29 protein-coding genes are annotated in these 23,640 nt (G+C 46.5%); 9 read left to right on the top strand and 20 right to left on the bottom strand.

Annotated elements, in window-relative coordinates:
* Window position 1 precedes the first annotated feature (1 nt).
* From vscX to sctW, 4 genes are read right to left on the bottom strand one after another with little or no spacing between them, the layout of a single operon-like run.
* Window positions 2-379 (bottom strand): type III secretion system protein VscX, encoded by a 378-nt coding sequence (vscX, locus tag JC606_RS15385; RefSeq protein WP_137408934.1) that lies wholly within the window; start codon window positions 377-379, stop codon window positions 2-4.
* On the bottom strand, window positions 376-750 hold the full coding sequence (gene sycN / locus JC606_RS15380) for a type III secretion chaperone SycN (RefSeq protein ID WP_063522677.1): 375 nt from the start codon (window positions 748-750) through the stop codon (window positions 376-378). Before sycN ends, vscX begins: the two co-directional genes overlap by 4 nt.
* Window positions 737-1,021 carry a TyeA family type III secretion system gatekeeper subunit gene (locus JC606_RS15375; RefSeq protein WP_137408933.1) on the bottom strand — a complete coding sequence of 95 codons (285 nt, stop codon included), beginning with the start codon at window positions 1,019-1,021 and terminating at the stop codon, window positions 737-739. Before JC606_RS15375 ends, sycN begins: the two co-directional genes overlap by 14 nt.
* Window positions 1,002-1,895, bottom strand: a complete 894-nt coding sequence (sctW, locus tag JC606_RS15370; RefSeq protein WP_063522675.1) for a type III secretion system gatekeeper subunit SctW — start codon at window positions 1,893-1,895, stop codon at window positions 1,002-1,004. The genes JC606_RS15375 and sctW overlap by 20 nt, the downstream gene beginning before the upstream one ends.
* Window positions 1,896-2,079: 184 nt before the next feature.
* On the opposite strand from sctW, the gene sctN reads away from it, so the two are divergent.
* From sctN to sctU, 8 genes are read left to right on the top strand one after another with little or no spacing between them, the layout of a single operon-like run.
* Window positions 2,080-3,402 (top strand): type III secretion system ATPase SctN, encoded by a 1,323-nt coding sequence (sctN, locus tag JC606_RS15365; protein ID WP_137408932.1) that lies wholly within the window; start codon window positions 2,080-2,082, stop codon window positions 3,400-3,402.
* On the top strand, window positions 3,399-3,860 hold the full coding sequence (gene sctO / locus JC606_RS15360; RefSeq protein ID WP_137408931.1) for a type III secretion system stalk subunit SctO: 462 nt from the start codon (window positions 3,399-3,401) through the stop codon (window positions 3,858-3,860). The genes sctN and sctO overlap by 4 nt, the downstream gene beginning before the upstream one ends.
* A 9-nt stretch (window positions 3,861-3,869) precedes the next feature.
* Window positions 3,870-4,859, top strand: coding sequence for a type III secretion system needle length determinant (locus JC606_RS15355; protein WP_198778912.1), 990 nt, complete (start codon window positions 3,870-3,872; stop codon window positions 4,857-4,859).
* Entirely contained in the window at window positions 4,859-5,824 is a 966-nt protein-coding gene (gene sctQ, locus JC606_RS15350; RefSeq protein ID WP_198778914.1) for a type III secretion system cytoplasmic ring protein SctQ, read from the top strand. Before JC606_RS15355 ends, sctQ begins: the two co-directional genes overlap by 1 nt.
* Window positions 5,821-6,471: a SctR family type III secretion system export apparatus subunit VscR gene (vscR, locus tag JC606_RS15345; RefSeq protein ID WP_005426130.1), complete on the top strand. Its 651-nt coding sequence runs from the start codon at window positions 5,821-5,823 to the stop codon at window positions 6,469-6,471. The genes sctQ and vscR overlap by 4 nt, the downstream gene beginning before the upstream one ends.
* Window positions 6,472-6,484: 13 nt before the next feature.
* The gene (gene vscS, locus JC606_RS15340; RefSeq protein ID WP_005426136.1) at window positions 6,485-6,751 is read left to right on the top strand and encodes a SctS family type III secretion system export apparatus subunit VscS; all 267 of its coding nucleotides are present in this window, start codon (window positions 6,485-6,487) and stop codon (window positions 6,749-6,751) included.
* Window positions 6,748-7,530, top strand: coding sequence for a type III secretion system export apparatus subunit SctT (gene sctT / locus JC606_RS15335; protein ID WP_198778911.1), 783 nt, complete (start codon window positions 6,748-6,750; stop codon window positions 7,528-7,530). Before vscS ends, sctT begins: the two co-directional genes overlap by 4 nt.
* 18 nt (window positions 7,531-7,548) lie before the next feature.
* Window positions 7,549-8,607 carry a type III secretion system export apparatus subunit SctU gene (gene sctU / locus JC606_RS15330; protein ID WP_137408928.1) on the top strand — a complete coding sequence of 353 codons (1,059 nt, stop codon included), beginning with the start codon at window positions 7,549-7,551 and terminating at the stop codon, window positions 8,605-8,607.
* 108 nt (window positions 8,608-8,715) lie between these two features.
* Here the strand turns inward: sctU and JC606_RS15325 are convergent, their stop codons facing one another.
* Window positions 8,716-9,633 (bottom strand): LysR family transcriptional regulator, encoded by a 918-nt coding sequence (locus tag JC606_RS15325; protein ID WP_137408927.1) that lies wholly within the window; start codon window positions 9,631-9,633, stop codon window positions 8,716-8,718.
* Between the two features lie 110 nt (window positions 9,634-9,743).
* On the opposite strand from JC606_RS15325, the gene JC606_RS15320 reads away from it, so the two are divergent.
* Window positions 9,744-10,670, top strand: coding sequence for an alpha/beta hydrolase (locus JC606_RS15320; protein WP_198778910.1), 927 nt, complete (start codon window positions 9,744-9,746; stop codon window positions 10,668-10,670).
* Between the two features lie 88 nt (window positions 10,671-10,758).
* Here the strand turns inward: JC606_RS15320 and JC606_RS15315 are convergent, their stop codons facing one another.
* From JC606_RS15315 to JC606_RS15245, 15 genes are all read right to left on the bottom strand, one after another.
* Window positions 10,759-11,919, bottom strand: coding sequence for a VopS family T3SS effector adenosine monophosphate-protein transferase (locus JC606_RS15315; RefSeq protein ID WP_137408925.1), 1,161 nt, complete (start codon window positions 11,917-11,919; stop codon window positions 10,759-10,761).
* Between the two features lie 3 nt (window positions 11,920-11,922).
* Entirely contained in the window at window positions 11,923-12,360 is a 438-nt protein-coding gene (locus JC606_RS15310) for a CesT family type III secretion system chaperone (RefSeq protein WP_137408924.1), read from the bottom strand.
* Between the two features lie 238 nt (window positions 12,361-12,598).
* Complete coding sequence (locus JC606_RS15305) at window positions 12,599-15,490, bottom strand: ADP-ribosyltransferase (RefSeq protein WP_198778909.1); 2,892 nt, start codon at window positions 15,488-15,490, stop codon at window positions 12,599-12,601.
* Window positions 15,491-15,493: 3 nt separating this feature from the next.
* Window positions 15,494-15,889, bottom strand: coding sequence for a hypothetical protein (locus JC606_RS15300; RefSeq protein ID WP_198778908.1), 396 nt, complete (start codon window positions 15,887-15,889; stop codon window positions 15,494-15,496).
* A gap of 225 nt (window positions 15,890-16,114) precedes the next feature.
* The gene (locus JC606_RS15295; protein ID WP_137408184.1) at window positions 16,115-16,750 is read right to left on the bottom strand and encodes an HrpE/YscL family type III secretion apparatus protein; all 636 of its coding nucleotides are present in this window, start codon (window positions 16,748-16,750) and stop codon (window positions 16,115-16,117) included.
* Window positions 16,729-17,394 (bottom strand): SctK family type III secretion system sorting platform protein VscK, encoded by a 666-nt coding sequence (vscK, locus tag JC606_RS15290; protein ID WP_137408183.1) that lies wholly within the window; start codon window positions 17,392-17,394, stop codon window positions 16,729-16,731. Before vscK ends, JC606_RS15295 begins: the two co-directional genes overlap by 22 nt.
* On the bottom strand, window positions 17,387-18,145 hold the full coding sequence (gene sctJ, locus JC606_RS15285; RefSeq protein WP_137408186.1) for a type III secretion system inner membrane ring lipoprotein SctJ: 759 nt from the start codon (window positions 18,143-18,145) through the stop codon (window positions 17,387-17,389). The genes vscK and sctJ overlap by 8 nt, the downstream gene beginning before the upstream one ends.
* Window positions 18,146-18,204: 59 nt before the next feature.
* Entirely contained in the window at window positions 18,205-18,549 is a 345-nt protein-coding gene (gene sctI / locus JC606_RS15280; RefSeq protein ID WP_137408182.1) for a type III secretion system inner rod subunit SctI, read from the bottom strand.
* A gap of 8 nt (window positions 18,550-18,557) precedes the next feature.
* The gene (locus tag JC606_RS15275) at window positions 18,558-19,205 is read right to left on the bottom strand and encodes a YopR family T3SS polymerization control protein (RefSeq protein WP_198778907.1); all 648 of its coding nucleotides are present in this window, start codon (window positions 19,203-19,205) and stop codon (window positions 18,558-18,560) included.
* Complete coding sequence (locus tag JC606_RS15270) at window positions 19,205-19,561, bottom strand: YscG family type III secretion system chaperone (protein ID WP_137408180.1); 357 nt, start codon at window positions 19,559-19,561, stop codon at window positions 19,205-19,207. The genes JC606_RS15275 and JC606_RS15270 overlap by 1 nt, the downstream gene beginning before the upstream one ends.
* A gap of 3 nt (window positions 19,562-19,564) precedes the next feature.
* Window positions 19,565-19,813, bottom strand: coding sequence for a type III secretion system needle filament subunit SctF (sctF, locus tag JC606_RS15265; RefSeq protein ID WP_017107479.1), 249 nt, complete (start codon window positions 19,811-19,813; stop codon window positions 19,565-19,567).
* Window positions 19,814-19,829: 16 nt separating this feature from the next.
* Window positions 19,830-20,036, bottom strand: a complete 207-nt coding sequence (locus JC606_RS15260; RefSeq protein WP_017107480.1) for an EscE/YscE/SsaE family type III secretion system needle protein co-chaperone — start codon at window positions 20,034-20,036, stop codon at window positions 19,830-19,832.
* Window positions 20,023-21,324 carry a type III secretion system inner membrane ring subunit SctD gene (gene sctD, locus JC606_RS15255; RefSeq protein ID WP_137408179.1) on the bottom strand — a complete coding sequence of 434 codons (1,302 nt, stop codon included), beginning with the start codon at window positions 21,322-21,324 and terminating at the stop codon, window positions 20,023-20,025. The genes JC606_RS15260 and sctD overlap by 14 nt, the downstream gene beginning before the upstream one ends.
* Before the next feature lie 5 nt (window positions 21,325-21,329).
* Complete coding sequence (sctC, locus tag JC606_RS15250) at window positions 21,330-23,201, bottom strand: type III secretion system outer membrane ring subunit SctC (RefSeq protein ID WP_137408178.1); 1,872 nt, start codon at window positions 23,199-23,201, stop codon at window positions 21,330-21,332.
* Entirely contained in the window at window positions 23,201-23,629 is a 429-nt protein-coding gene (locus JC606_RS15245) for a YscB family type III secretion system chaperone (protein ID WP_137408177.1), read from the bottom strand. Before JC606_RS15245 ends, sctC begins: the two co-directional genes overlap by 1 nt.
* Window positions 23,630-23,640 lie beyond the last annotated feature (11 nt).

Below are 23,640 nucleotides of genomic sequence, written 5' to 3'. Positions count from 1 at the left end.
TTTAAACCTGAATTAGTAGATTCAACGCCATAGTGAGATAACGTTGGTCTAATTGAGTACTTTGCAATGTTTCCACAGCCTGATTGAGCGCATGAGAGCCATTTTTCTGTGCCAATTCCTGAAGCCGCTGCTGAGTGGCATCAAACTGTTGACGGTACTTGTCCGGGCGAAGTAGCTCCGAATGTGTCAATTTTGGCTTGGCCAGTGACACCAGGTAGTGCTCAGAGGGGCGAAGCTCGTACAGTTTCTCTAAGTGAGTCGCGATGGCTTGACCGTCAGGCAACAGCTGAAAACGCTGTGGGAAGTCGCTTTCAGCCTGCTCAAGTGAAACGTAAGTAAAGCCTTCAATACCGACGTTTAACGTACTAATACGGCTCATGAATCCGCCACATCTTTATGTAAACGAACCAGTAGAGCGAACGCTTGCTCGATGGTTGGTAGGGTCACTTCATCCCCTTCAATTTGTGCAGAGAAGACCAGTGTCTGTTCATCCAGTAAACCGCTCTTTATGACGAATGGCCAGCCTTGACCTGAATGGCAAAAACTCAACGCCTTTTTAATCGGCTCGTTTGATTGGTGCCAATGCAGCGGTTTCGCCAGCATGAGAAACAGGCAGTCCTGATGCCTCTCAACGTGCAGAGTGCCGCTCTGTTCGAAACTCAGTTGAACACGTCCTGCTGACGAGAAGTCTACCGCTTCAAGTCCCATTCCTCGGCAAAAATCATCCACTGATGCATCAATCCAATTCATCGTCCCACATTTCCTCTTCTTCTAAATCAATCGCTTCATCAAGCGCTTTTTGCACAGCTTGTATTAGGTTTTGTCGCTGTTCTTCATCGTTAAATACATCAATTGGAATATGGCGAATAAGTTTGTGAAGTTCCCTAAAAAAGCTGATTTTTCTCTCCGTGGACGCCAACTCCATGGCGTTCACTAGGTTCCATATCTCGACACTTCCCACCCAACGCTGCTCAACCAAAGCGATGACGTCTGACATTAAATCAGTAACTTGATAAGCCATAGTTTGCCTGCTGAGGTTTGAACATCTGGTAGAGGTTACTAACTTGGTCTTGAAGCGTATTCAACGTCTTAAGTTTTTGCATATCGGACATCAGAAGCTGGAGCTTAACGGAGTCAATATTGCTACCTTGAACGCTCAAATCTGCGCTCATACCCTGCAACATAAAGTCGACCGCCGTGGAGACCTCTTTTGCACCAAAACGCTCAACCACATCCTTGTATGCTGAGCCTAAACCTTGGTAGCTGTGTACCGTGTCGCGATAGAAGCCACGCAATTGATGCAAACTGCTAAAGCCTTGCTCTTGGCTGTATTCATCCGCGAAGCTTGAAACACGAATTTCAGTATCAATCTGAGCCCAAGAGTCCGGATTCTGCTCAAAGGTCAGAATGGCTTGGTCTATCAGCGCTAGTAGATTCTTACTTTCTGAATTGGCTCCGAGGAACTTTTTCACTGCTTGCAGCGCTAGGTACTGATGGCTCTTCTCTTCAGAGAATCCGTTGAGGTACGCCTGTAACTGAGCAATCGTTGATAAGTTACCGCTTGCCATTTTGGTAGCAAGGTCTTTGATCTTTTGGTTCTTCTCAAGATCAGGCACTTTTCTTAGGTAGTCAGAAACCAGCTCGTGCGCTTCATTCACGCGAATACTGCCGTCTTTTACTTTGCGTTTCGTGAGATCTTTTTCTGCTTTTTCTGAACCTAACGCCGTCAGCTCTTCCATTGCATCAAACAGCGACTGAGTTGCATTGTGTACGCGGACAGTTTCACCTCGGTAGTTACCATTGACTGAGGCTCCCGTGCGGGAAGACTCGAGGTTACTTCTAATTGGCGCGTCAAATTTGTTGCCCGTAAAAATTTGGCTATTGATAGTGCTCATTGATTTGCACTCCTTCCTACAATATGAGCGAATTATAGGAATTGCATTTTTATTAGGCTGTCAAAATCAGACGTGTTTTTTTAGGGCGTTTTAAGTTTTCTAAAAACTCCCGACCAATAGTCACTATAAAAACGGCTTCATCCTTCCTATTCTCCCAGCATCAGTTATTGCATGTTTTCTTAAATTGAACGACTTCTCATACATCATCGAAACTCAACAATCAGCCATCAAGCAAACGCGTTTGATCCAAATCCGCGGTCGTGTGACTCAGGTTACTGGCACTATTATCAAAGCCGTTGTGCCTGGTGTTCGTGTCGGCGAGCTTTGTGAGCTACGTAATCCAGATCAAACCTTGTCGCTGCTTGCGGAGGTGGTGGGTTTTGAGCAACACCATGCGTTGCTTACTCCACTTGGCAACATGTTTGGAATTTCATCCAATACCGAAGTGAGCCCGCTTGGAAAAATGCACGAAGTCGGTGTTGGCGATCACCTTTTAGGGAAAACTCTTGATGGTCTAGGCCGCCCATTCGATGGTTCTCAAAGCACTGAGCCGAGCGCTTGGTATCCGGTTTACCGCGATGCGCCACCACCAATGCAGCGAAAGCTGATTGAAAAACCGATTTCGATGGGCGTGCGTTCTATCGACGGATTGCTCACCTGTGGTGAAGGACAAAGGATGGGCATTTTTGCCGCAGCGGGCGGTGGTAAAAGTACCCTGCTTGCCAAGCTTATTCGCTCTGCCGATGTCGATGTAACCGTGCTTGCCCTCATCGGTGAAAGGGGTCGTGAAGTAAGAGAATTTATCGAGCACGACCTTGGGGAAGAAGGTATGGCAAAGTCAGTACTTGTTGTCGCAACCTCTGACAGGCCAGCAATGGAACGTGCCAAAGCGGCGTTCGTCGCGACCTCTATCGCCGAGTACTTTCGCGATCAAGGTAAACGAGTCCTGCTGCTGATGGATTCGGTGACGCGTTTTGCTCGAGCTCAGCGTGAAATCGGCTTGGCCGCTGGCGAGCCACCAACACGACGGGGCTATCCGCCTTCTGTTTTTGCCGCGCTACCAAAACTGATGGAACGTGCAGGTCAATCAGACAAAGGCTCCATCACCGCGCTTTATACCGTACTTGTGGAAGGTGACGATATGACTGAGCCGGTCGCCGATGAAACGCGTTCGATACTCGATGGCCACATCATTCTTTCTCGTAAATTGGCGGCGATGAACCACTACCCAGCCATTGATGTGCTTCGCTCAGCCAGTCGTGTAATGAACCAAATCGTCGATAAAACTCATCAAGCGTCCGCGGCTCACATGCGCGAAATGCTGGCTAAATATGAAGAAGTCGAACTGTTGATCAAAATTGGTGAATACCAACACGGTGCCGACAGTCGCGCGGATATGGCCATCGCACAGGGAGATGATATAGGAGCGTTCTTGCGCCAAGGTACGCACGAGCCAAGTGAGCTCGGTGAGAGCGTCACGCAGCTACGAGGACTTGCAGGCCTATGATCGAGCGACTGCTAGAGATAAAAAAAATTCGTGCCGACCGTGCGGATCGCGCGGTTCAGCAACAAGAGTATCGAGTCAATAACGCACGAGCCTCACTCCGAAAGGCGGAACAGTCTGTCGTTGACTATCGTCAATGGCGCGAAGAGGAAGAAGAACGGCGCTTTGCGAAAGCCAAACAGAAAACCGTCGTTCTAAAAGAACTTGAAATATTGCGGCAAGAAATCGCGCTGTTAAGGGAAAGAGAGGCCGATTTAAAACAACGAGTCGCAGAAGAAAAAAAGGCATTGGAACAAGAGAACCAGCGACTCAAGGAAAGAAAGCAAGACGCTATGGCCGCCCATAAAACCAAAGAAAAATTCATTCAATTAAACGAACAAGAAATCGCTGAGCAAGCACGCCAAGCGCAGTATCAAGAAGAGCTCGAACAAGAAGAGTTCCGCAACGTTGTTGTTTCATAGAAGGTACAGATGCGAGTCAAAAACGATCATCCAAACACAACTGAACATCCGCAACAGATTCAACAGAGGCCGGTCAACCAAGTCTCAGAAGAGCTTGAATCTCGCTTTAAGAATGCGCTTAAGCCAACGCAAGCAGAAAGCGAACATGAGTCAGAGACTTCTCGTTTATTCGCTGCTGTATTGAACGCAGACAAGCTCGATAGCATGAAGAACAAAGGCAAGGCCAGCAGTGCTATTCCTAAGGCGGGGAAAGAGCAGCTCGACGGTGGCCAAGAACACCCTGAAAACTTGAAAGATCAACCTGCTAATGAAAAGTCAGAAGCTGGTCTGCATCCAGAAAAGCCAAGTCACGCTCTCTTTGAGAGAGAATGTGTGCAGCAAGGCCAACTGCATAAGTTAGATGCAGCAGCTCATAAACTCGACCCTACGGCAAAAGACGCTGCTACTATTGTGGACTCGAAAATTATCGACTTGAAAGCCGCATTGTCCGCGCTTGAAGAAAAGGTTAAAGCAGTGAAGCACATCGATCTGCGTCATCCAAGTTCAGAGTCGGACGCTAAGCTTCACCCGATGCCCAACCTAAGCCAAGCAACAGCGCAAGGCGACATCATCCTGAAAAACGTAGAGACACACGGGCCCCAGAATAGAGCTCAAGACGTAAGCGAATTGATTAATAAGTTAGTCGACAAGATCTACGTGTCTCTTCCTTCAGCAAACGAGAGAGAAATTCGCCTACTTCTAAATGAAGGCCAATTAAAAGGTGGCGAGATCTCCATCAAGCAAGACAGTTCTGGCTACAGCGTGCTGATTAAGCAAGAGCACGCTCTTTCGCTGATCAACCAAACGGCTAAGCAAGAGTTGACCGAGCGTCTGCAACGTTTAGGCATCGACCAACCGATTCGGATCGCAGTCAGCGAACAGATGAACCAACAACAAGACCAACAACGTTCGCGACAACAACGCAGCATTTACGATGAATGGAAGCCTGAGGACGAATGATGATATTAGATTTCCCAAAGGTCGAGCTTTCAAGCATCACGCTAAGTAATCAACTTTGCGCAAAACAGTGTCACTTTCAAGATAGTCAGAGCAATAGCTTATCGGTCACACTTGGCCAAAAGCCGGAGTTTTCTGGCTATCGTTTAACACTACTGATTGGTGGACAAACTATTCAAATCGATTTCAGCAGTGCGCAATTACAGCAATGGTTGAATGGCATTCTTGACTCGACGGCATTTGAATCACTACCAAACTCTTTGCAATTGGCGTTGCTCAGTAGCCAAATTGAGCCCTACACCGACATGATTAAGCGCTTATTTGGACAACTTCCGGTATTGAGCAAACTTCAAGTTCATGAGCAGCCTGCACCAGAAGAAAACGTATTGATGCTCACCATCAATCGCGATGATGTCTCTCTTAGCCTGTGGGTCCATGAAGGTCGAGATGTGTTGATTGACACTCTGCCACAAGCGTCTTCTTACCTGAGCCAAAACATCGCATTGCCCTTCTGGTTGAGCTTTGGCAAAACACGTTTGGCACTCAGTCAATTTGAGCAACTTGAACTGGGCGATGTGGTGTTTTTCGACGATTGCTACATCGCGCAACACCAAGTGCTTCTTCAGGTCTCCAATCACAACCTTTGGCGATGCCAACTCGATAATACGACACTCCATATCCAAGAAAAAGAAACCAATATGAATGATATCAACAGCTCTGAAGCACTGACCGACCACCAGCAATTGCCAATTGAACTGACTTTCGATGTTGGTCAGCAAACCATTACTTTAGAACAGCTTAACGCGCTGCAACCGGGTTTTATCTTTGAGCTCAACCAACCAATTTCTAACCCAGTCACCATGCGAGCAAACGGCAAAATCATTGGTGAATGCGAACTAGTGAACATTAATGAACGCTTGGGTGTCCGCGTTCTCGAACTGTTTGGCGGCAGTCAGGAGCCAGCATGATCCAGTTACCTGATGAACTGAACCTCATCGTTACACTCGCCCTTCTTGCTTTGATTCCTTTCATTGCAATGATGGCGACCTCCTTCGTTAAACTGGCCGTGGTTTTCTCTCTGCTAAGAAACGCCTTAGGTGTACAACAAATTCCACCCAATATGGCCTTGTATGGATTGGCGATCATTCTGTCGATCTTCATCATGGCGCCAGTGGGGTTTGAAACCTATGACTACGTGACCCAGCACGAAATCTCACTTGAAGATTCGGAGAGCATCGAAGGTTTAATCGAGAGTGGATTGCAGCCGTACCGCGAGTTCTTGAAAAAGCACATCCGTGAAACTGAATCGGTCTTTTTTACCGATGCAGCAAGAACCTTGTGGCCACAAAAGTACGTCGACCGTTTGGAGTCAGACAGCTTGTTGTTGTTGCTCCCCGCCTTTACCGTGAGTGAGCTAACGAGAGCGTTTGAGATTGGCTTCCTGTTGTACCTGCCATTCATCGCTATCGATCTGATCGTATCCAACATCTTGCTGGCCATGGGCATGATGATGGTATCGCCAATGACCATCTCACTGCCATTCAAACTATTACTCTTTGTGTTGCTAGACGGTTGGACAAAGTTGACCCATGGCCTAGTGCTCAGTTACGGATAATGAGGAGAGAAGCATGAATCCGGCTGAAATCATCCACTTTACCACTCAGGCTCTAACGCTTGTTCTGTTCTTGTCGCTGCCACCTATTTTGGTTGCGGCACTTGTCGGTACCTTGGTCTCTCTTGTCCAAGCGCTAACACAAGTACAAGAACAGACGTTAGGCTTTGTCGTCAAACTGATCGCCGTCATCATAACCCTATTTGTTACCACACAATGGCTGGGCGCCGAACTGCATTCATTTGCTACCTTGACCTTAGATAAAATCCCGCAAATACGATGAGTTACGATGATTTGCACCAGGCCCTGTTCCTATACAGCTTGACGCTCCCTAGGTTAATGGCTTGCTTTATATTTTTGCCGATTTTAAACAAACAAACGCTCGGTGGCACCTTGGTGAGAAATGGTGTTTTGTGTTCGCTTGCGCTGTTTATCTTCCCAATGATCAACCAACAAGACCTGCCCGCAGAAACGGACGGGATTTGGTTGATGGTCATCTTAGGCAAAGAGGTACTATTGGGTATGCTGATTGGCTTTGTTGCAGCAATCCCTTTTTGGGCTATTGAGGCGGCAGGGTTTCTAGTGGATAACCAACGTGGTGCTGCGATGGCAAGTATGTTTAATCCCACTCTCGGCTCTCAGTCAACGCCAACGGCTGTGCTATTGACTCAAACACTGATCACCTTGTTTTTCTCCGGCGGTGGCTTTGTCGCTTTTATTTATGCGCTGTTTAACAGCTATTCGTCGTGGCCTGTTATTAGTTTTTTTCCAACCGTCACTGAAGAGTGGGTGCACTTTTTCTACGCTCAGTTCGAGCAACTTATGTGGCTTGGCGTTTTGATGTCTGCGCCTTTGGTTTTGGCCATGTTCCTTGCCGAGTTTGGACTCGCGCTGATTAGCCGATTCGCCCCACAGCTGAACGTTTTCTCTTTGGCCATGCCGATCAAAAGTGCCATTGCCAGCGTGCTATTGATTGTTTATTTGGCATTGATGATGGACCACTTTCAAGCCCTTTTCTCTGAAATCGCACTGTTCAGAGAGCAGCTCAATACCATTTGGTAATAACAGACAGGAAGAGCAATGAGCGGAGAAAAAACAGAACTCCCCACCCCGAAAAAACTTCGGGATGCCCGGCAAAAAGGGCAAGTCGCTAAAAGTCAGGAAGTCGTCTCATCGGCGTTAATCCTAGCCCTAATTGCCGTCTTATTTGCCTTTGCTGACTACTATATGTCGCACATCTCTGCCCTACTTTTGTTGCCGAGTGAGTTGGCTTATCAAGGGTTTCAGGATGCGTTGCTTGACGTAGCCGTCGCAATCGCCAAAGAAATGGTTTACTTGCTGGCACCAATACTGATAGTGGCGGCATTGATCGCCATCATGTCGAACATGGGGCAATTCGGCTTGCTGTTTAGTGGTGAATCCGTCAAACCAGATATCAAAAAGATCAACCCTGTCGAAGGGGCAAAACGAATTTTCTCGCTAAAGAGCATCATTGAGTTTATTAAATCGATTCTTAAAGTGTCGCTCCTTTCCTGCATTATTTGGGTCACTCTGCAGGGCAACTTAAACACGCTACTGCAAATCCCGACATGCGGATTAGAGTGTGTACCGACCATCACCGGCGTATTAGTGAAACAACTCATGATCATCTCTTCCGTCGGCTTTATTGTGATTGCAGCTGCCGATTACGCATACCAAAAATTCGACCACACCAAGCAACTGAAGATGACTAAAGACGAGGTCAAACGCGAATATAAAGAGATGGAAGGCAGCCCAGAAATCAAGAGTAAGCGTCGTCAGTTGCACCAAGAGCTGCAAACTTCGAACCAAAGAGATAACGTTAAACGTTCGAATGTGTTGGTCACGAACCCAACCCACATCGCGATTGGTTTGTACTACAAAAAAGGCGAAACGCCGCTGCCTGTGATAACCCTTAAAGAAACCGATGCGATGGCAAAACGTATGATCGCGATAGCCCACGAAGAAGGCATCCCTGTGATGCAAAAAGTACCACTCGCACGTGCTCTTTATGCCGATGGTCAGTTAAACCAGTACATTCCAGGCGATCTTATTGAAGCCACCGCTGAGATCCTGCGTTGGGTTGCGTCTCTTGAGCAGGCTGAGGAATCGCGAGTATAACTCTCTCACAATCATGTGCGTCATGCTCAGAGAGCACACAGTACAAAAAAGAACTGTGTGCTAACAAAGTAGAATGGAATCGATAGATCTAAGCGATTCAGAAAACGATTAAGCATCTTCTGAAGAGTTAAGATTTCTAAGCTGTCGTTCAATGAAATCGGTGCACATTTTGACATTGAGCGGAGGCGTTTTTGCGTAATTATGAACAGCATAAATAGGAATCTTGGGAAGCGTATACCCAGGAAAAATGTTCTCTAATTCTCCTTTGCGTCTGAGACTTTCGAACATAAATTCAGGAATTAATGCCATACCAGCTCCCGCTTTGACCATAGAGATAACCGAATGAACCGAATCATTAAAGCGACTCGCTTCCAGCGACACTTCTATTCGCTCACCACTGGACGAGTGTTGTAAAATATATCGAATAGATTTCCCCTCCCAGATATTCGCCACATAATCGAAGGCGAGCAACTGAGACGGATCCTTAATAAGTTTCGCGATGCTGAGATCATGATTCTGAATATATGAAGGGCTTGCACAAAGCACTTTCTTTAAACTACCTATCCTTCTTTGTATGTACTCACTTGATGGCAGCTCACCGACATGAATCGCGAGATCAGCCGCCGTTTCAAATAAGTCCACGCTGCCGTCATTGGCTAGAATCGTAGGAACTAATTCAGAGTAGATACTGACTAAATGCCCAACTGCCGGTGATATCACGGGCTCGATCAACGCGTGGGGTGAACTAATCTTAACCATTCCTTTTGGCTCAATTTGGCTGATCCTTGCAATATCCCATGCCTCATCAACAAGCTCGCTAATCTTTTTACACCGTTCAAAAAACTCTATTCCCATAGGCGTAAGCAATTGTTGGCGAGTGGAGCGTTTGAGTAACAAAACACCTAACGCCTCCTCCAAAGCTCTCAAATGTTGACTAACAACGGATTTACCCACCTTTAATTCGCGTGCAGCCGCAGTAATAGATCCCTTCTCCACAACTCTCGTGAAGATGATCATATGACGCATATACTTGTTCATAGTTTATAAAAATTAAACAGTCCGTACTAAATTACCTACCTTTTTCATACCAATAAAATCATTAATAATGTCCTAAAGCAACCAAAGGGGACAAAATAGTGAACAAAACAAGCACAAGCTCAATTGCACAATACTTCTCACGAGAGATAGCAGATGAACAATACAATCCGACGTTATGGACCAATAGATTACCCACGGATGATTTGTTACCGAAACACATAAAATTTACTAGCCAGCAAAGTGAGCGTTATCGAACAAACCTGGAAACAGGACTTACCGAGATGGCATATGGAGAAGGCGAGTTTTCTGGAAAAATAGATATCTACAAGCCAAAGGGGCTTGCCAAAGATGCACCTATGGTTATCTACATACATGGCGGGTGGTGGCAATGGTTTTCAAAGGAACAATTTGGGTTTATCGCGCAACCTTTCAATCAAAATGGTTTTGCGGTTTACATGCCAAGTTACCGAATGGCTCAACACTGGACAAACGGTGCGCCAATGGAGTCCATCCTTAAACAGATGCAGCTTGCAGTTAAAGAAATCTTATCGCTCGCAGTGGAGAATAATTCTCCCGCAGTCTACCTAGTAGGCCACTCGGCTGGCGGCCAACTTGTATCCATGCTCCATAAAACAGATTGGGAACAATTTGGAGTAGAAGCAGAAGGCAAAGAGAAACTCAAAGATGTTTTTTCAATCGCTGGCCTTTTTGATATTCGACCACTTGTGAACAGCTTCGTGAACGATAACATTCAGATGACCAATGAATCATCGGAGAGGGTGAGTCCACTGCTTAATGATTTTCCTTCAGAAGAGGAACTGGCGCCGTTGCACTTGATTGTCCCAGAACTGGACACGCCTGAGTTCTTACGACAAACAAAGGAATACCACGCCAAAGTGCTTGATGCTAAACAAGAGTGCCGCATTTACCTCGCTCGAAAAAGAGACCACCTTGATATAATCGAAAACCTCATTAACGACAACGATAATGTACTCAACTATATGCTTGAGAATATGAAAAACTAAAGGTCGCTAATTTGCTCAGTTTCCAATAAAGGCCGACAGGCTTATAAAAAAGAGCGACGAAAGTCGCTCTTTTTTATTTTTGGGATACTTACTTAATACCGTGCAAGTTGTTTTCAGCAGTCATGGCAAGAGGCGTAAATGAATCGTTTCTCAGCTCAGCAATCGCATACAGCATACGTCCCATACGACCGTTACCATCCGTGAAGCCATGGTAGCCAATCACGCCAGCAAACAACTGCTTACCAAGATCTTTATCTGCCACTGGGTTTTCTTTCAAAAAGCCCTCTATGTGCTGTTTTAGCATGCCTTCACCACCAATGCTTGATGGAAGTGCGCCACCAGCCGTTGCTGGGCCTCGGTAATCTCTTTCAATATTCGGCACCGCTCGCGCATGAAGCTCTTTTAAGTTATCCATGTTCAGCAAGTCTTTATCATTGGCCGCGTATTCTTTAAGAAGCGCAGTAATATTATCAGCATCGTTTCCTTTCGAAGTCGATGCGTTAATGATCCAAGCCGCAGCACGTTCAAGGTTGTTCGTCGTGCCCGTTTTATTGAACTTATCTTCCGCTAGCGAATCCGCATAGACACCCGAACTCAAGTCTTTGTTTGCCAAACCTTCAATATGTGCTTGTGCCGCTTTTAAGTTCTTAACCTCGGTTTCAAATACAACTTCCAAGCCCATCGCGGTATTTGGGTTGTTCTTCACGCCCATCGCACCGCCACCAAAAGCTTTAACAACTTTGCCAGCTAATGCTTTTGTTGCACCCTCACCAATTTGTGTATTTAGGCTTTTGGCAGGTTCCGTATCAAGCAGTAACTCAGACATAGCAAGATCAGCCAATTGGTTAAGCTCGCCACCATAAGATTGAATAGTTTGAGCATCAAGTCGACTAAAAGCATTCAATACATCGACTGGCGTTTTTAAACTAGCATCTTTAAAAAACATCTGGCCATGCTCTACTGAAGAGCTGGATTTCAAACGCTCAGCTTGTCCTAGCGCATTGTCGAATACCGATTTTGTCATCGCTTTAGCTACTGAGTCTGTGTTGCCTTCTCTAAATAGCTTACCTGTTGCTTCAAAGAATTGAGCGACTGCATTATTACTTGGGTTTGAACGAACAAACTGCTGAGTATTTGCATCGACCTTATATTCCTTGCCACCAACATTGAGTTTGCCTTCATTGAGAATATCTTTTCGCGCTTCCGGAAGTGCCGCTTGAAGTGCGCTTACGTTTCCAAAACTAATCATTATTTATACCCTTAATGTGGCAAATTGTGCCGTATCTATTGTCCGTGTTTGTTTCTGTTCTTGCGCCACTTGCCCCTGCGGGCTTGCTGACAGCTTTAACCAATCAACAAATTGAGCAATCGACGTTTCAAAATATGTCTCGGTTAACATTATCTGATGAATGTGAATAAAACCGATGTAGCCAGCATCTTCATCCCAACATACGTAGGGCTCATCTTTTGTTAATGCTGCTTTCATGTGCTTAAAATAAACATCGGGATGCGGTTTCTCACCTGAAATTAAGCCAATAAGCGTCAACTTCTCTTCACTTGAGCGAAGTGTAATTGCTACTTCGTTATCAAGAATTAATTGGCAACAGCCTTCTTCATCAAATTCCAGCGTTTCCATTTGGCAACGCTTTGCAAAGTCGTTTAGAAGAGTCGATATAAATCCGTTGACCATCTGATTTACATTCCTATTTTGTATTTATTAGTATTTACATCTCTGCGGTTTAGATAATCGCAAAGTGTTGGCTGGTGTGGTTATTATGCTGAATACAGATGGGGGAATATGCTAGATATGGTCGGCTTTTTTTCATTTTAAGCCGTTTATATTAAGGCACATGATGATAAAAAAGCTCAGCATGATGTGCTGAGCTTTACAAGTTGGCTAGACTAACTTAGGTGGTTAAGCTTCTTGGCTAAACAAAGCCACCAGAGTACATTGGTTTAAAGGCTTCTGTTGCCGCTTTATCCGCATTCGCTGTATTGGCGCTTAGTGCACTGGACTCTCGGCTCAATACCACAACTTTGGTTTGCTCTTCCATGTTCGAGGGATTTTTCTTGATATGATCAATCAAGTCAGAAAGTTCTGCCTCTCCTTTTGGATCGCTTTGACCACTTAGGCCCGCTTTCTCCATCTCTGGCGTCGTTATGCGTATGGTCACATGAGGTTTGCGGCTCCCCGTAGCCACTTCTGCATCGTAAATTCGCTTTTTCATCGCCGTATTGGCTGAAGGCGGGTAACCTTTCTCCAGGTGTAAGGTATAGCTTTGTTCCACAGTAAAAGACGTCCCTGCAGGAACCAAGATTTCTCTCTCACCTTCCGCATTACTGATGGGTTCAATATTCACCCCAAGGTCTGGCGCCGGGTTAATGACCAAAAGCGCACCTTTCGCCATGTAACTTTGTGCCACGTCTGGAGCACGCGTTGTACTCATAAAGCCAGGAAACTGAAAACCGGTTCCCTTCTCTAACGCAGCATCGGCAACACTGGTGTGACAGCCGTGCCAGACTTTACCGGAGTATCGTTCAAACATTGGAGAGTCTATCGCAGCCTGTAACATATCCACGTTCTGGCGATACTCTTTCTTCGCTTGCGCTCGCTCAGCAGAACTCGTGTATTGATTACGTTTTAGGAACGATTGAAGACGCATCTCCATTTCACTCTCGTTCTTTGGTGGAGCAAAATCGCCGTAGCCTGGGTTGATAATATTTGCGCCATTCCCTGTATAGAATCGAGTCGTCGCCAGCAGCATCGCGTTAATCAGCGTCGCTTGGTTATTTGCATCATCACCAATGGCCTCTAATACCGCTTGTTGACGTTCAGTTGATGTGGTTTTACTACTCGCGACATCCTTTAAAAAGGCCAACGCATCTTGGTGATCAGGTTTGTTTTTGAGCACCAACTGAGCATCAAGCATGTTCGACTTATCTACCGTGCGAAAGGTTTCCCACACGTCATTACGCTCACCGTAACGAAAAACATTACTTAGCGATCCTTCCTGTGAAGATTCCGCCAACAAAGACGCAGCATTACCGAGAAGCTGTTGGTATTGCGCAGGAGACTGCCCCTCCAACCAGTTGCCTAACGCTTCCGCTTTAACACCATCGATAAATGGTTGCCCTGACGGTTTTCGCTCAGGCAATTCCGGCATGGTTCGCTGCTCGGTATTGTATAACTTCAAGTCATTCATATTTTGCGGAGCGTAGTGAATTTTCTCTGAAGCTAGGCCAAAGGTATCGTCTGCTTCTTGATCACTCTGCGCGGCCTGCGCCAGAACATCAAGATACTCACTCCCTGCATATTGTGATGGGTAGCCTTTCCCTTGAGTGACAGATTGATCGAACTCTTCGACACTCATTTTCACCGGTTCAATCGCGGGTAGATGAACCTCTTGTCCATTTAGTGTGATTGTCTTGGCATCCATACCGGGTAAGTCGATGTCTTGGGTTATCAGCCCCTCGTAAGCACCAAGCCAATTGCCCGTCTCACGTGCTTGCCACGTCATCATGCCATCACTGTCTACTGTCGCAGCGCCGTGGTCATTGTGCTCCATTGCATAAGCATCCAGTGCTCCCATGATCTCTGTAAAGCTGTGATCACGCGGCTGAATCATCCACCCCAACAGCAAGGCTCGAAAGGCTTGCGCTTCAGAAGCAGGCATTTTGAGAAGGCGTGCCACTTCGTACATAAAAGAGGTGGTACTGGATGGCCCCGCAAACATAGGTAACTTCTTATCCATGTTTTGTTGGCGCCAGTTGACCGAAGTTGGTTTATCGTCGCCAATCGTGGTTAACGTTTTGTCATTGATAACGAAACCACCATAGCCGGACTCATGTTCTGGACGCTCTTTTAAAGCAACAGCGTCGTTGTGATAAGCCGCAGGCTTCATAGCCTCCTGCATTCCTTGAAACTTGAATCCGGTCCCTTTGTGAGGGTCGCCATTTTGACGACTGCCGATAAAGTCATTGCCGGTTTTGTTGCCGAGCACTTCACTTGTATTCCAATCGGCATACTTAAGCCATGCCCAACCGTGGGGCTGGGTGGTGGTCGGCGTCGAGATCTCTGGCTGCGCCCCTTCACCGTGTAAGTGGAAAATGTTCAGCCTTTGGTTTGCTTCCTTAGCATTCAGCAGCGGCTGATTCACAGCATCGCCCATCATCTTAAGTCGTGAAGGATCACGAAATACCCTCAAATGGCTATAAGCTAATGTAGTCAGTACCCGAGCATTGGCTTTAGGGTCCTTGAGTACGCTGTTGAGCTGTTCTGCCCACTTAACGTCATCATCACTCCAGCCGTCCAGAAAACCGATGCCAGCGTCTTCATTTTTCTTTGCTACTGGCACTGAAGGATCTTTCGCTTGAGCGATCGCTACGTTTTCTAGGATCCGACGCAAAAACGATTGAGACATGTACTCAACGGCAGGGCTCTGCAGCAGGTCATTGCCCAAATGGTTAAACTCAAATGCTTGGTTGGCTTCTGCAATCTTTTCCACCGACTGAGCGACTATCTGGTTTTTCACCGCGTCAGAGGTTGTTGGAAACTGCGCATTTACCTTATCTCGGACTAAATTTTCAATGCTACCTTCATACTGGGCAGCACGCATGATGGCGTGATTAAACTCTTCCTCGGCCTGACGCAATGGTGGCATCGGGGCTGGTTGGGTGTTCAGCGGCGGTTGATTGCCGACTAAGGAAACGGAGACCGATGAAACCTGACTTAAAGAGATATTAGACGCGCTTGTTGTCTGCTGCGGGGACAGCAAAGCCGCAGTGCTTGCCGCGCCGTCTGTTCTGATCGTTGTTTGCATCGATCACCCCGCAGTGGATTCAGTGATCGCATCAAACAAAGCACTGCGTAAACTGAGTGCATTTTGCCAAAAGATATTGAGGTCGCTATTCACCACTGACTCATCCGGCAATGCAAAATTAAGTACAACAGTGGTGTTGTCTGCGGCTAACGAGAACGACGCAATGCCGACAACATCAGGGTGAGAATTCAGCGCCAGCAGTTTGGAGGGTGATATTCCTCCCTCTGGCTGTTTGGCTGGTGACAAGGGGAACATGACCACCATGCGGTTTTCATAATTGAAAATCGTGGCGTAATGCATGCCATCTTCGCCAACCAAGTTGCATTGACCATTCAAAAGCTGCCATTGCCCGCCAGATAAATCAGACAGCCAGTTGTTTATGATTTCTTCTTTGTTCATTGCGAGGACCCTTTTCGTATTGAGTAGTCAAAACGATAAGCGCAAGGGTATTCGCCATATATCACTTTTGGCCAGAAGTTTTTAGGACACCTTTTATCGGTTAGCGCTCACAACTGTCATCTGCATTTATGTGATAGAAAATTGATGCTAAGTCTGGAAATAGCCAACCACTGGAAATAAAAAAGCCCAGCATGGCTGGACTTTCGGTGAGCAAAAATAAACGCGTTAAGGCTGTATCTGTTGACGTTCACTCAATTGCTTAGTAATAGCTTGCTTAAGCGCTTGCAGTTGACCGTCGATACTCGCGTCAATAATACCGACCTCTGTCTCCAATATGCAGCCGCCGTTTTTTAAACGCGCATCGGCAATGACTTCAACGTACCCCACCTCTGGGAAATCACTGAGTATGGAAGACACTTTCTCCCGAGCTTCAGTAACCTGATCTGGGTGTACATGCAGGATCACTTGCTTTTGGTTACTGACAAGCTGGAGCGCCTCTCTCACGACACTTGCCGTAGTATCCACATCATCGAAGCTGTTGATGATCTTTCTAACGGCATCGAGCACAACGCCTGTCATTTTATGCTCGACCTGCAAATAGTATTCGTTGCATCGAGCAAGTGTGGCCAGCATGGTTTCAGCGTTCTCGATCTTCGCTTGATCGATGCCATCCTGATAACCTCGCTGCCTCTCTAACTCATAGGCTTCATCCGCTTTGGCAATGATGCTTTCTGCTTTTGAGTGCGCCGCCTCAACCAGATGCTGTGAATCTAAGTAACTCACATAGTCCTTTGCTTTAAGCACTTTTAAGCCCGGTGCCAATTGCAAGTTGTCGGTTTTTATTTCAACAAATGAAACCATTGAGGAATTACCTGTTTTGCGATTTTCTTGATAAGTCGATATGCGAGATCGCGATGCGTGTCATCCAACCAATCTGCACTATGATCCGCCAACGTCAGTTGACGTTCGAGCTTGAACTGCCATCGTTGCACTAACTCTGATGGTGACTTTGCCAATAAGAACTTGATCCATAAATACCCTAGCTCTCGGGCTGTCTTTTCAAAGCTTTTTTCATCGAGGCTGGTTGGCAGTGGCTTTTGCCAACCGCTGGGCCAGTTGGAAATCATCATCGGCCCTTGTTGGATCAAAAAACGCGTTTCATCCACCCCAAAAACCTGATTAAGACATTGTTTAGGTTGCTTTAGTACCACTTGGCGCATCGCTTGGCAATGCATGATTCCGCCAATCATCAACAGCAGTCGATCTGTTGCCTCAACAGGCAGCAAAGCCAAACTGTTGTATGGATGATTAAAAGCATGATCTGTAATTGGCGATAACTCCCAGTCTTCAATACACCACTGATTGATGGCCGCTTGGTTTCTCCAGCCTTGGAGTTTTAACAACCAAGACTGTTTTTCCGTTATCCAACTTTCGTCAATGTAGCTGCAAGGGCAATAGTTAAACTGATGCTGAATTTGGGAAACTGGCGTTTCGGAATTAACCACGTTTCACGTTCCTGCGGCACCAAGCAAACGTTGCTGCGTTAGAGCCAATGATCAGCAGTACCAAGAAAACAAGGATAGAAATCAGATGGCTTGCCGTGTCTTTGGTCACTTGAATCGACAGAATGCTTTCGAATTGATTATCTTGAGATATCACGCGTACTTCCGAAGATGGCACCATAACCACACTAATACGGTCGTAGTTCAGCCCTTCAATGCTGTTATTCACTAATAGTTTTATTTGTGGGATATAAGAATCCAACGCGACATCGGCGGCATGCTTGATAAAAACAGATGCCGATGCCGGCGTTGGGCGCTCACCAGGACGAAGGTTTTGGTCTTCAAGTACAACGTGGACGCGAGCGACTAGCACGCCGTCAATTTGTGACAATGTGGACGACAACTCTTGCGATTTCGCGTAAATAAGTCTGGCTCGCTCGGCAAGCGGAGAAGAAATCAGATCGTCTTTGGGGAAGACTTCTTTCAGTGTCGAGAACTGCTCTCTTGGATAACCTTTGCGCTTAAGCGCGTCAACCGCGAACGCTATTTGTGCCTTATCCACCATCAACTTGACGGTGTTGTCTTTATCTGGTTCTTTGGTGGCGACGACGCCTTCAGAAAGTAAGATTGACAACATTTCGTTGCCTTCTTTCTGGCTCACGCCGGTGTAAAGTTCGGTCTGACACCCCACCAAAAATAGAACCAGTAACATGCTTACTGCACGCATTTTTTTTCTTGTGGTGACTGACCTCATTGCAACTACTACCTTTGTCATGACTATTGCTTTCATCATGGCTTTTACTTTCATCATCGCTACTGTGCCTTCAACAGTGTTTCTACATTTTGCGTCGTTTTACCTACCGTCTTGGCGATCAGCTCCTCTTGAAAGGTAATTCGAGTCAACGCCCATTGCATTTGCAAAAGCTGAGCAGGATCGTCGCCCACCATTTTCATGCTGTCAGCTAAACTGCTTTTTGCGTTATCGATGGTATTTTTCAGTTCGCTAATGTTTTCTAACAAACCACCTTCCAAGCCATTGTTTCCTTCCGGGACCGACATCGCTTGCTCGAAACGTTCACTAAGCCCATCCTGAGCTTGTGCATCCTGCACTTGCTCTAGATTCGTCTGTATGACTTCGGTGTACTGCGTATTAATCATCTGCGTTCCTATGAAAGATCTAGTTTGTGGCTGTAAGTCAGCATGTTTTTGACCATCGAGTTGATTTGTATAACAAAACTCAACTCTTCCCGTACTAGGTCTAACAATGACTGTTGATCAGAAGTCTCTTTCAACTCGGCCCAGCTATGCCAAAGTGCTTGTTCCTTTTGCGCACTCAGAGAGAAATGCTCAGACAGCAACACTTTTAGCTCCTCACGGTCTTTTGGAGGATCTGCTAGTAAACGTCCAGAAAAACTGCCCAATAATTCTTGTTCGAATGAAGCCAGTAATTCTGGTGACGCTTTATCGGTGCCTTTTGCGCTTCTTTCCTGGTTAAGTGCATACCACAACGCTTCTTTCTGATCGCTTGAAGAAGTAAGCACTCCGTCAAGTGAGCGGTTAAGTGCCGTTAAGCTGAAGTTTCCGGAACTCTTGAGCACCTCATACCACTCTTTAATTGCCGTCACTTTGGCCTCAGATTGAGAGACTATGTCTGTAGTTTTTTGCACTGGCGATGCACTCTTGTTTGATGAACTGCTGTCAGATGCACTTTCACTCATCAAACGGCTCATCTTGTGTGCCTCGAGCGGAGCAACTCTGGCTGGCTGCTGAACCTGACTTAGCACATAGTTGAGCGAGTTGTTTTCAACCTTCATTAAAGGTTCCTGATATCCTGAGAGAAGCTCGCAGTAAACGCTTGGCTTTCCTCACTGCCTTTTGAAGCAATCGCCAGCCAAGATTCAGCTTTGCTCGCTAACCCTGCTTTACCAGCAGCGAGAGCCGCTAAGCAGACTAAATCAGTAGAGTCTTCGCAAACTGGTTCAAGCAAGCGATGAGCCTCTTCGTAGCGACCGCGGTTCATCAAACTCATAGAGCGAATCATTGCAACGACCTCCTCGGTACCCCTTTGGGATTCGAGGCAAGATGCAATCGTCTCTGCCTCTTCGTGGCGATGTATACCGGTTGCCATCAAAGCCGTTTCGGCCAGCAGCAAACGCATGTCTTTTTCCATAACCTACACCTTCTGTAGAATCGACTGCATCACATCCTTAATTGCGCGAGTTGTGGTCGCATTGATGTTATAAATCACTGACCATTTGTTGATAGTATGCTGCAATTCAGCCAGCTTTGATGGGTCATCAGCGTTGGATTCTAAGTTTTTGATCGCTACGTTCACGGCCTCATTCGCCGCCTTTGCTTGTTCTTCTAGTTTCGCTTTAACATCATCGAGATAAACACTATTACTCGGATCATAAAATGACATAGGTATTGCCTCTTGTTTATTTATTGCATTCGACAGTTTCAATCACAGCTAAGGCCGCTTGATAGGCTTCATGCTGTTTGAGTAGCAACTGATATTCATGGGGTGTACAGCCTAAATCAAGCTGGCGCTTAACCGCAGATTGCGCTTGCTTGAACTTGAGAATAATGGCCTCTTTCTGTTCCTGCCCCGAGTCGCTTTGTAGTAGTTGTTCAAGATTTGTCATTGGTATTTCCACCTTCATACCCTAGATTGATCGTGATCACTCGCCCGCCTTTCACCAGCTCAATTCCTGCTGGGGTGACGCTAGAAATGCGATATCCTTGAGGGGTTCGAGCCCCTACCATATAACGAACATTGTCCGTAAGGATCACATAAGGGACTTGACCGAAATTCACGCTTCGAAACGGAAAATCGATGTTAGTGCCCTTGCTTACTTTCGGAATGGACTTCAAAACCAAGTAAGGTTTCTCGCCATACTGCTCACGGAAATCCCTCGTAACCCCATAGAATCGAGTGGTCTCGATATCGTCCAACTCACCCCGTACTTCGATACGATCGTCACTTGTCGCTAGCTGAACTTTCTTTAGTAACTCTGCTTTTTCAAGCAATGTTTTGAGCGTATCCATATAGGCTCCCGCTCTTTGCAATTCGACCTTCCAAGCGACTAGTCCTGGGACATCACGTTCTAATATCTGCTCGACTTGGCTCCAACGGCTCGCGTCATCAATGTACCCCGTTAGGAGCAGCGTGCCAGTCTCTTCACCATTCTCAATTTTAACTTGATGATAACCGAGGTTACGTAAGATAAAGCGTACACCGCGACGAATCTCTTCCATGGTTCGCAGGTCACTTTTGTAGTTGAGCCCAAGCGCGTCAATTCTTCCCAATAGCTGCAGTTTTGCGGTTCTATCCTCAACGTATCCTTCCAGTACCGCCTGCCTTACTGTTGCATTCCATTCAACCCGCACATCATCAAGTTTCAATTCGCTGAGAATATTGCGAACTAAAACGATAGGCTCTGCTGCCGTGATGGTATCGTTGTCGCTGGCTCGGATTTGGCTATACCAAACACCGGCAAATATCACGCTTGGGATCAAGCTACACATCAAGCCGAGCAAAAACGTTCTCTTCCAACCTGATGACGCTTTATGGCTGACCGATACTGGTTGTTTATCTGTGGTTTCCCTCGCGATATCGCTCACCAAGTCGTCTTCAAGGTGTCCTACCGCAAACGTCAAGCGACCAACCGAAAGCAAAGCGTTACGTGATAATTCCACCCCATCAGCGTCAACCGTAACGCTTTCGTTATTGATCGAAACGTCTTCACAGTCACGCAGTAAAACGCTATCGCCATTGCATACCAATACAAGGTGACTCCCCTTGATGTCTGAATCGGTTAATACAAGATCGGCGGTAAAGTCATCGCTCCCCAAAACCAATGAGTCATTGGGTAAGGTCACCTCTACTCCGGCATGAACACCTGAGAGAATACGAATTTTCCATTGCTGCATTGAGGCTAATTCTCCTCTAATGGTCGAAGGCAATGATTATCTGAGCCATCACACTCTTTGATTTGCACTCGCCATCCTTTTTGTCCCGAAGGCAGCTCGCATTGCGATAGCACAGAAGACTTACCCTGTGACAACAGGTCTTGCTGATAACGCTCCGCTTGTACTTGAGATGAACAACTGTAGAGCGCGAGTGCGGATTTCAGACCTGCACTGTTATTTGAAATATTATTCAAGGCACCGAGCTTAGGCCTTAAGTCATACTCATTACCGATAAGCACGTTGTCACCAATGCCATCGACAACAATTCTCGGCTCAATAATGAACATGCGCACCGTTCTTCTGGTGGTATCAGTGGTACTTCGAAACAAGGCACCAAGGTATGGAATGTCCCCCAATAAAGGGACTTTCCGCAGCTGATGACTCACTTCATCACGGTATACACCACCGATTAACAGGCTTTGTCCTTGCTTAACCGTCGCCAGCGTACTGATCTCTGTCTTGCGAATAGATGGCACATCATCAACACCACCATCTGGAATTTGAGCACCGTCTTCAAGATGCAAACTTAGGTTGATTTCGGGCCTTTCAACAAATCGGTCTCCGACAATACGTGGAACGATGCGCAGTAAAGTACCGTAGGTCACCTCTTCAAGGGCTGCCGTTTCTCTACCGACCAACTTAACGTAGAAAGTGCTGCTGTTGTTCAAGACTGCCTCCACGTTTTCCTGAGTTAGCAAAGTAGGTCGAGACACAACTTGAGCACTGCCTTGAGATTCCAATAAGCGAACTTGAGCCAACAGATAATTTAAGTTGGTCGCATCAAGCAATGATTTGAAAGTCTGCCCGCTGCCTAGCGTTACATCGCCACCATCAACATCACCCGTGGTTTTTATGTCAAGAATGCTGTTGTTGCCTACGTCAAGACCCGCTCGCCAATCCACACCCAATTGACTCAAATCGTTCGCACTGATATCAACAATCGAGAGTGCAACTTCGATTCGTGACTGTGGCTGATCCAACTGAGCGACTAACTTGCGGTACAAGGGCAAGCGCGCTTGTGTATCACGAACTATAATGGCGTTTAATCCAGGCTCAGCCTCTACTGATGCGCCGCCATGCACAGAAACATTCTTCGTCGTGATTGCAGCCGTATTAATATCCGTTTCTTCACCCTCTCTAGTCGCCTTTATCTTAGTTTGAACACCCGACAAGACTCTGCTCAATACTGAAGCTACGCCCGGCACCGTGACCCCTTGATCGCGATAAGTAATTTCTCTATCTGTCGCCGAGGCATATTTCAAAGGAATAATTTCAACAAACAGCTCATCAGTAGAGTTCGACTTTTGAACCAACCGGCTTTCCAGCGCTTCGGCTGTTTGCACAACCAAATCAACGTATCTAGGTGGGCCAGCTAAATAAACCAACCCTTTGTTCTCTGCCGCACGCCAACCATAGCGAGAGTCCCAAATCCCTGTCGATATCAGAGTACTGCGCAGTTCACGGGCCGTCAGAAGTTCAAGCTGTAGCAGTCGTGAACGGGTTTCCGTCGCTTTGTACACATGCAACACCGCGCCATCGAAATACCACATCATGTTGTAGACCTGTGCTAGGTAGTCGAGAAACTCGGCTGGGTCTTCTGGAGTAAATCGGCCACTAACTCGATCATTGACCTTGTCACTGACCGACACAGAAACGCGATAGTTAGCGCCAAAGTTATTCAATAGTTCTTTTAAAGAATCGTTGTCCGCATAGTAACGAAACGGCTGGTCAGGCCAATCCAACTCTGATGCGTGTAAAGGCAATACCGCGAACACACTCAAAGTACATGCAACAGACCAAACTAGTCGGCTTAGTTGTCTTTTTAAAACGGAAAGCATTATGGAATCCAAATACTGTGGCTGACGGTATGATTGACGCGTTGATGCTCTAACACAGCACTTAACTGCTCGACCAAATTCACATGCTGGGAGAGCTGAGTGCACAATACCTCTGTGGTTGCGCTTTCCATTTTCATCTTTCCTTGCACAATCAACTGTTCGTTATCATTAACCGTCAGTGTGCTTCTCGTATCGCGCAGTGTCTTCAAAGAGAGCTGCATACAATGCTTGAGTGCCTGCTCTTTTTGGAAATCGAGGTGCTGTTCAAACTGAAAGGGGAGAACGGTTTCCCACAAGACCCATGATGAATGCTGCCGAATGTTAAGCAGCATCTGGTCGACTTCGATATCGTAGGAACCATTATTTGAGATAATAAAATCCCCACCCCCCAGCGTTACCGCGAGAGATTTCATCATTTGATCTAACATATTTAGCTCTA

The sequence above is a fragment of the Vibrio sp. IB15 genome (assembly GCF_016406055.1).
In the GTDB taxonomy this organism is placed as follows: domain Bacteria; phylum Pseudomonadota; class Gammaproteobacteria; order Enterobacterales; family Vibrionaceae; genus Vibrio; species Vibrio chagasii.
Note: the sequence above shows the minus strand (reverse complement) of the source record. Positions and strands in the feature narration are given on the sequence as shown.

Excerpts from the sequence above, each read along its gene's own strand:
- sctQ (WP_198778914.1), top strand. The coding sequence starts at position 4,859 with ATGATATTAGATTTCCCAAAGGTCGAGCTTTCAAGCATCACGCTAAGT.
- JC606_RS15325 (WP_137408927.1), bottom strand. The coding sequence starts at position 9,633 with ATGCGTCATATGATCATCTTCACGAGAGTTGTGGAGAAGGGATCTATT.
- sctT (WP_198778911.1), top strand. The coding sequence starts at position 6,748 with ATGAGTTACGATGATTTGCACCAGGCCCTGTTCCTATACAGCTTGACG.
- sctJ (WP_137408186.1), bottom strand. The coding sequence starts at position 18,145 with ATGAGGTCAGTCACCACAAGAAAAAAAATGCGTGCAGTAAGCATGTTA.
- JC606_RS15260 (WP_017107480.1), bottom strand. The coding sequence starts at position 20,036 with ATGACAAATCTTGAACAACTACTACAAAGCGACTCGGGGCAGGAACAG.
- sctW (WP_063522675.1), bottom strand. The coding sequence starts at position 1,895 with ATGAGCACTATCAATAGCCAAATTTTTACGGGCAACAAATTTGACGCG.
- JC606_RS15300 (WP_198778908.1), bottom strand. The coding sequence starts at position 15,889 with ATGAACAAAGAAGAAATCATAAACAACTGGCTGTCTGATTTATCTGGC.
- sctI (WP_137408182.1), bottom strand. The coding sequence starts at position 18,549 with ATGATTAATACGCAGTACACCGAAGTCATACAGACGAATCTAGAGCAA.
- JC606_RS15355 (WP_198778912.1), top strand. The coding sequence starts at position 3,870 with ATGCGAGTCAAAAACGATCATCCAAACACAACTGAACATCCGCAACAG.
- sctF (WP_017107479.1), bottom strand. The coding sequence starts at position 19,813 with ATGTCATTTTATGATCCGAGTAATAGTGTTTATCTCGATGATGTTAAA.
- vscR (WP_005426130.1), top strand. The coding sequence starts at position 5,821 with ATGATCCAGTTACCTGATGAACTGAACCTCATCGTTACACTCGCCCTT.
- sctD (WP_137408179.1), bottom strand. The coding sequence starts at position 21,324 with ATGCAGCAATGGAAAATTCGTATTCTCTCAGGTGTTCATGCCGGAGTA.
- JC606_RS15270 (WP_137408180.1), bottom strand. The coding sequence starts at position 19,561 with ATGGAAAAAGACATGCGTTTGCTGCTGGCCGAAACGGCTTTGATGGCA.
- JC606_RS15245 (WP_137408177.1), bottom strand. The coding sequence starts at position 23,629 with ATGTTAGATCAAATGATGAAATCTCTCGCGGTAACGCTGGGGGGTGGG.
- JC606_RS15310 (WP_137408924.1), bottom strand. The coding sequence starts at position 12,360 with ATGGTCAACGGATTTATATCGACTCTTCTAAACGACTTTGCAAAGCGT.
- vscS (WP_005426136.1), top strand. The coding sequence starts at position 6,485 with ATGAATCCGGCTGAAATCATCCACTTTACCACTCAGGCTCTAACGCTT.
- JC606_RS15295 (WP_137408184.1), bottom strand. The coding sequence starts at position 16,750 with ATGGTTTCATTTGTTGAAATAAAAACCGACAACTTGCAATTGGCACCG.
- JC606_RS15375 (WP_137408933.1), bottom strand. The coding sequence starts at position 1,021 with ATGGCTTATCAAGTTACTGATTTAATGTCAGACGTCATCGCTTTGGTT.
- JC606_RS15315 (WP_137408925.1), bottom strand. The coding sequence starts at position 11,919 with ATGATTAGTTTTGGAAACGTAAGCGCACTTCAAGCGGCACTTCCGGAA.
- JC606_RS15305 (WP_198778909.1), bottom strand. The coding sequence starts at position 15,490 with ATGCAAACAACGATCAGAACAGACGGCGCGGCAAGCACTGCGGCTTTG.
- sycN (WP_063522677.1), bottom strand. The coding sequence starts at position 750 with ATGAATTGGATTGATGCATCAGTGGATGATTTTTGCCGAGGAATGGGA.
- JC606_RS15275 (WP_198778907.1), bottom strand. The coding sequence starts at position 19,205 with ATGAAGGTTGAAAACAACTCGCTCAACTATGTGCTAAGTCAGGTTCAG.
- sctU (WP_137408928.1), top strand. The coding sequence starts at position 7,549 with ATGAGCGGAGAAAAAACAGAACTCCCCACCCCGAAAAAACTTCGGGAT.
- vscX (WP_137408934.1), bottom strand. The coding sequence starts at position 379 with ATGAGCCGTATTAGTACGTTAAACGTCGGTATTGAAGGCTTTACTTAC.
- sctC (WP_137408178.1), bottom strand. The coding sequence starts at position 23,201 with ATGCTTTCCGTTTTAAAAAGACAACTAAGCCGACTAGTTTGGTCTGTT.
- sctO (WP_137408931.1), top strand. The coding sequence starts at position 3,399 with ATGATCGAGCGACTGCTAGAGATAAAAAAAATTCGTGCCGACCGTGCG.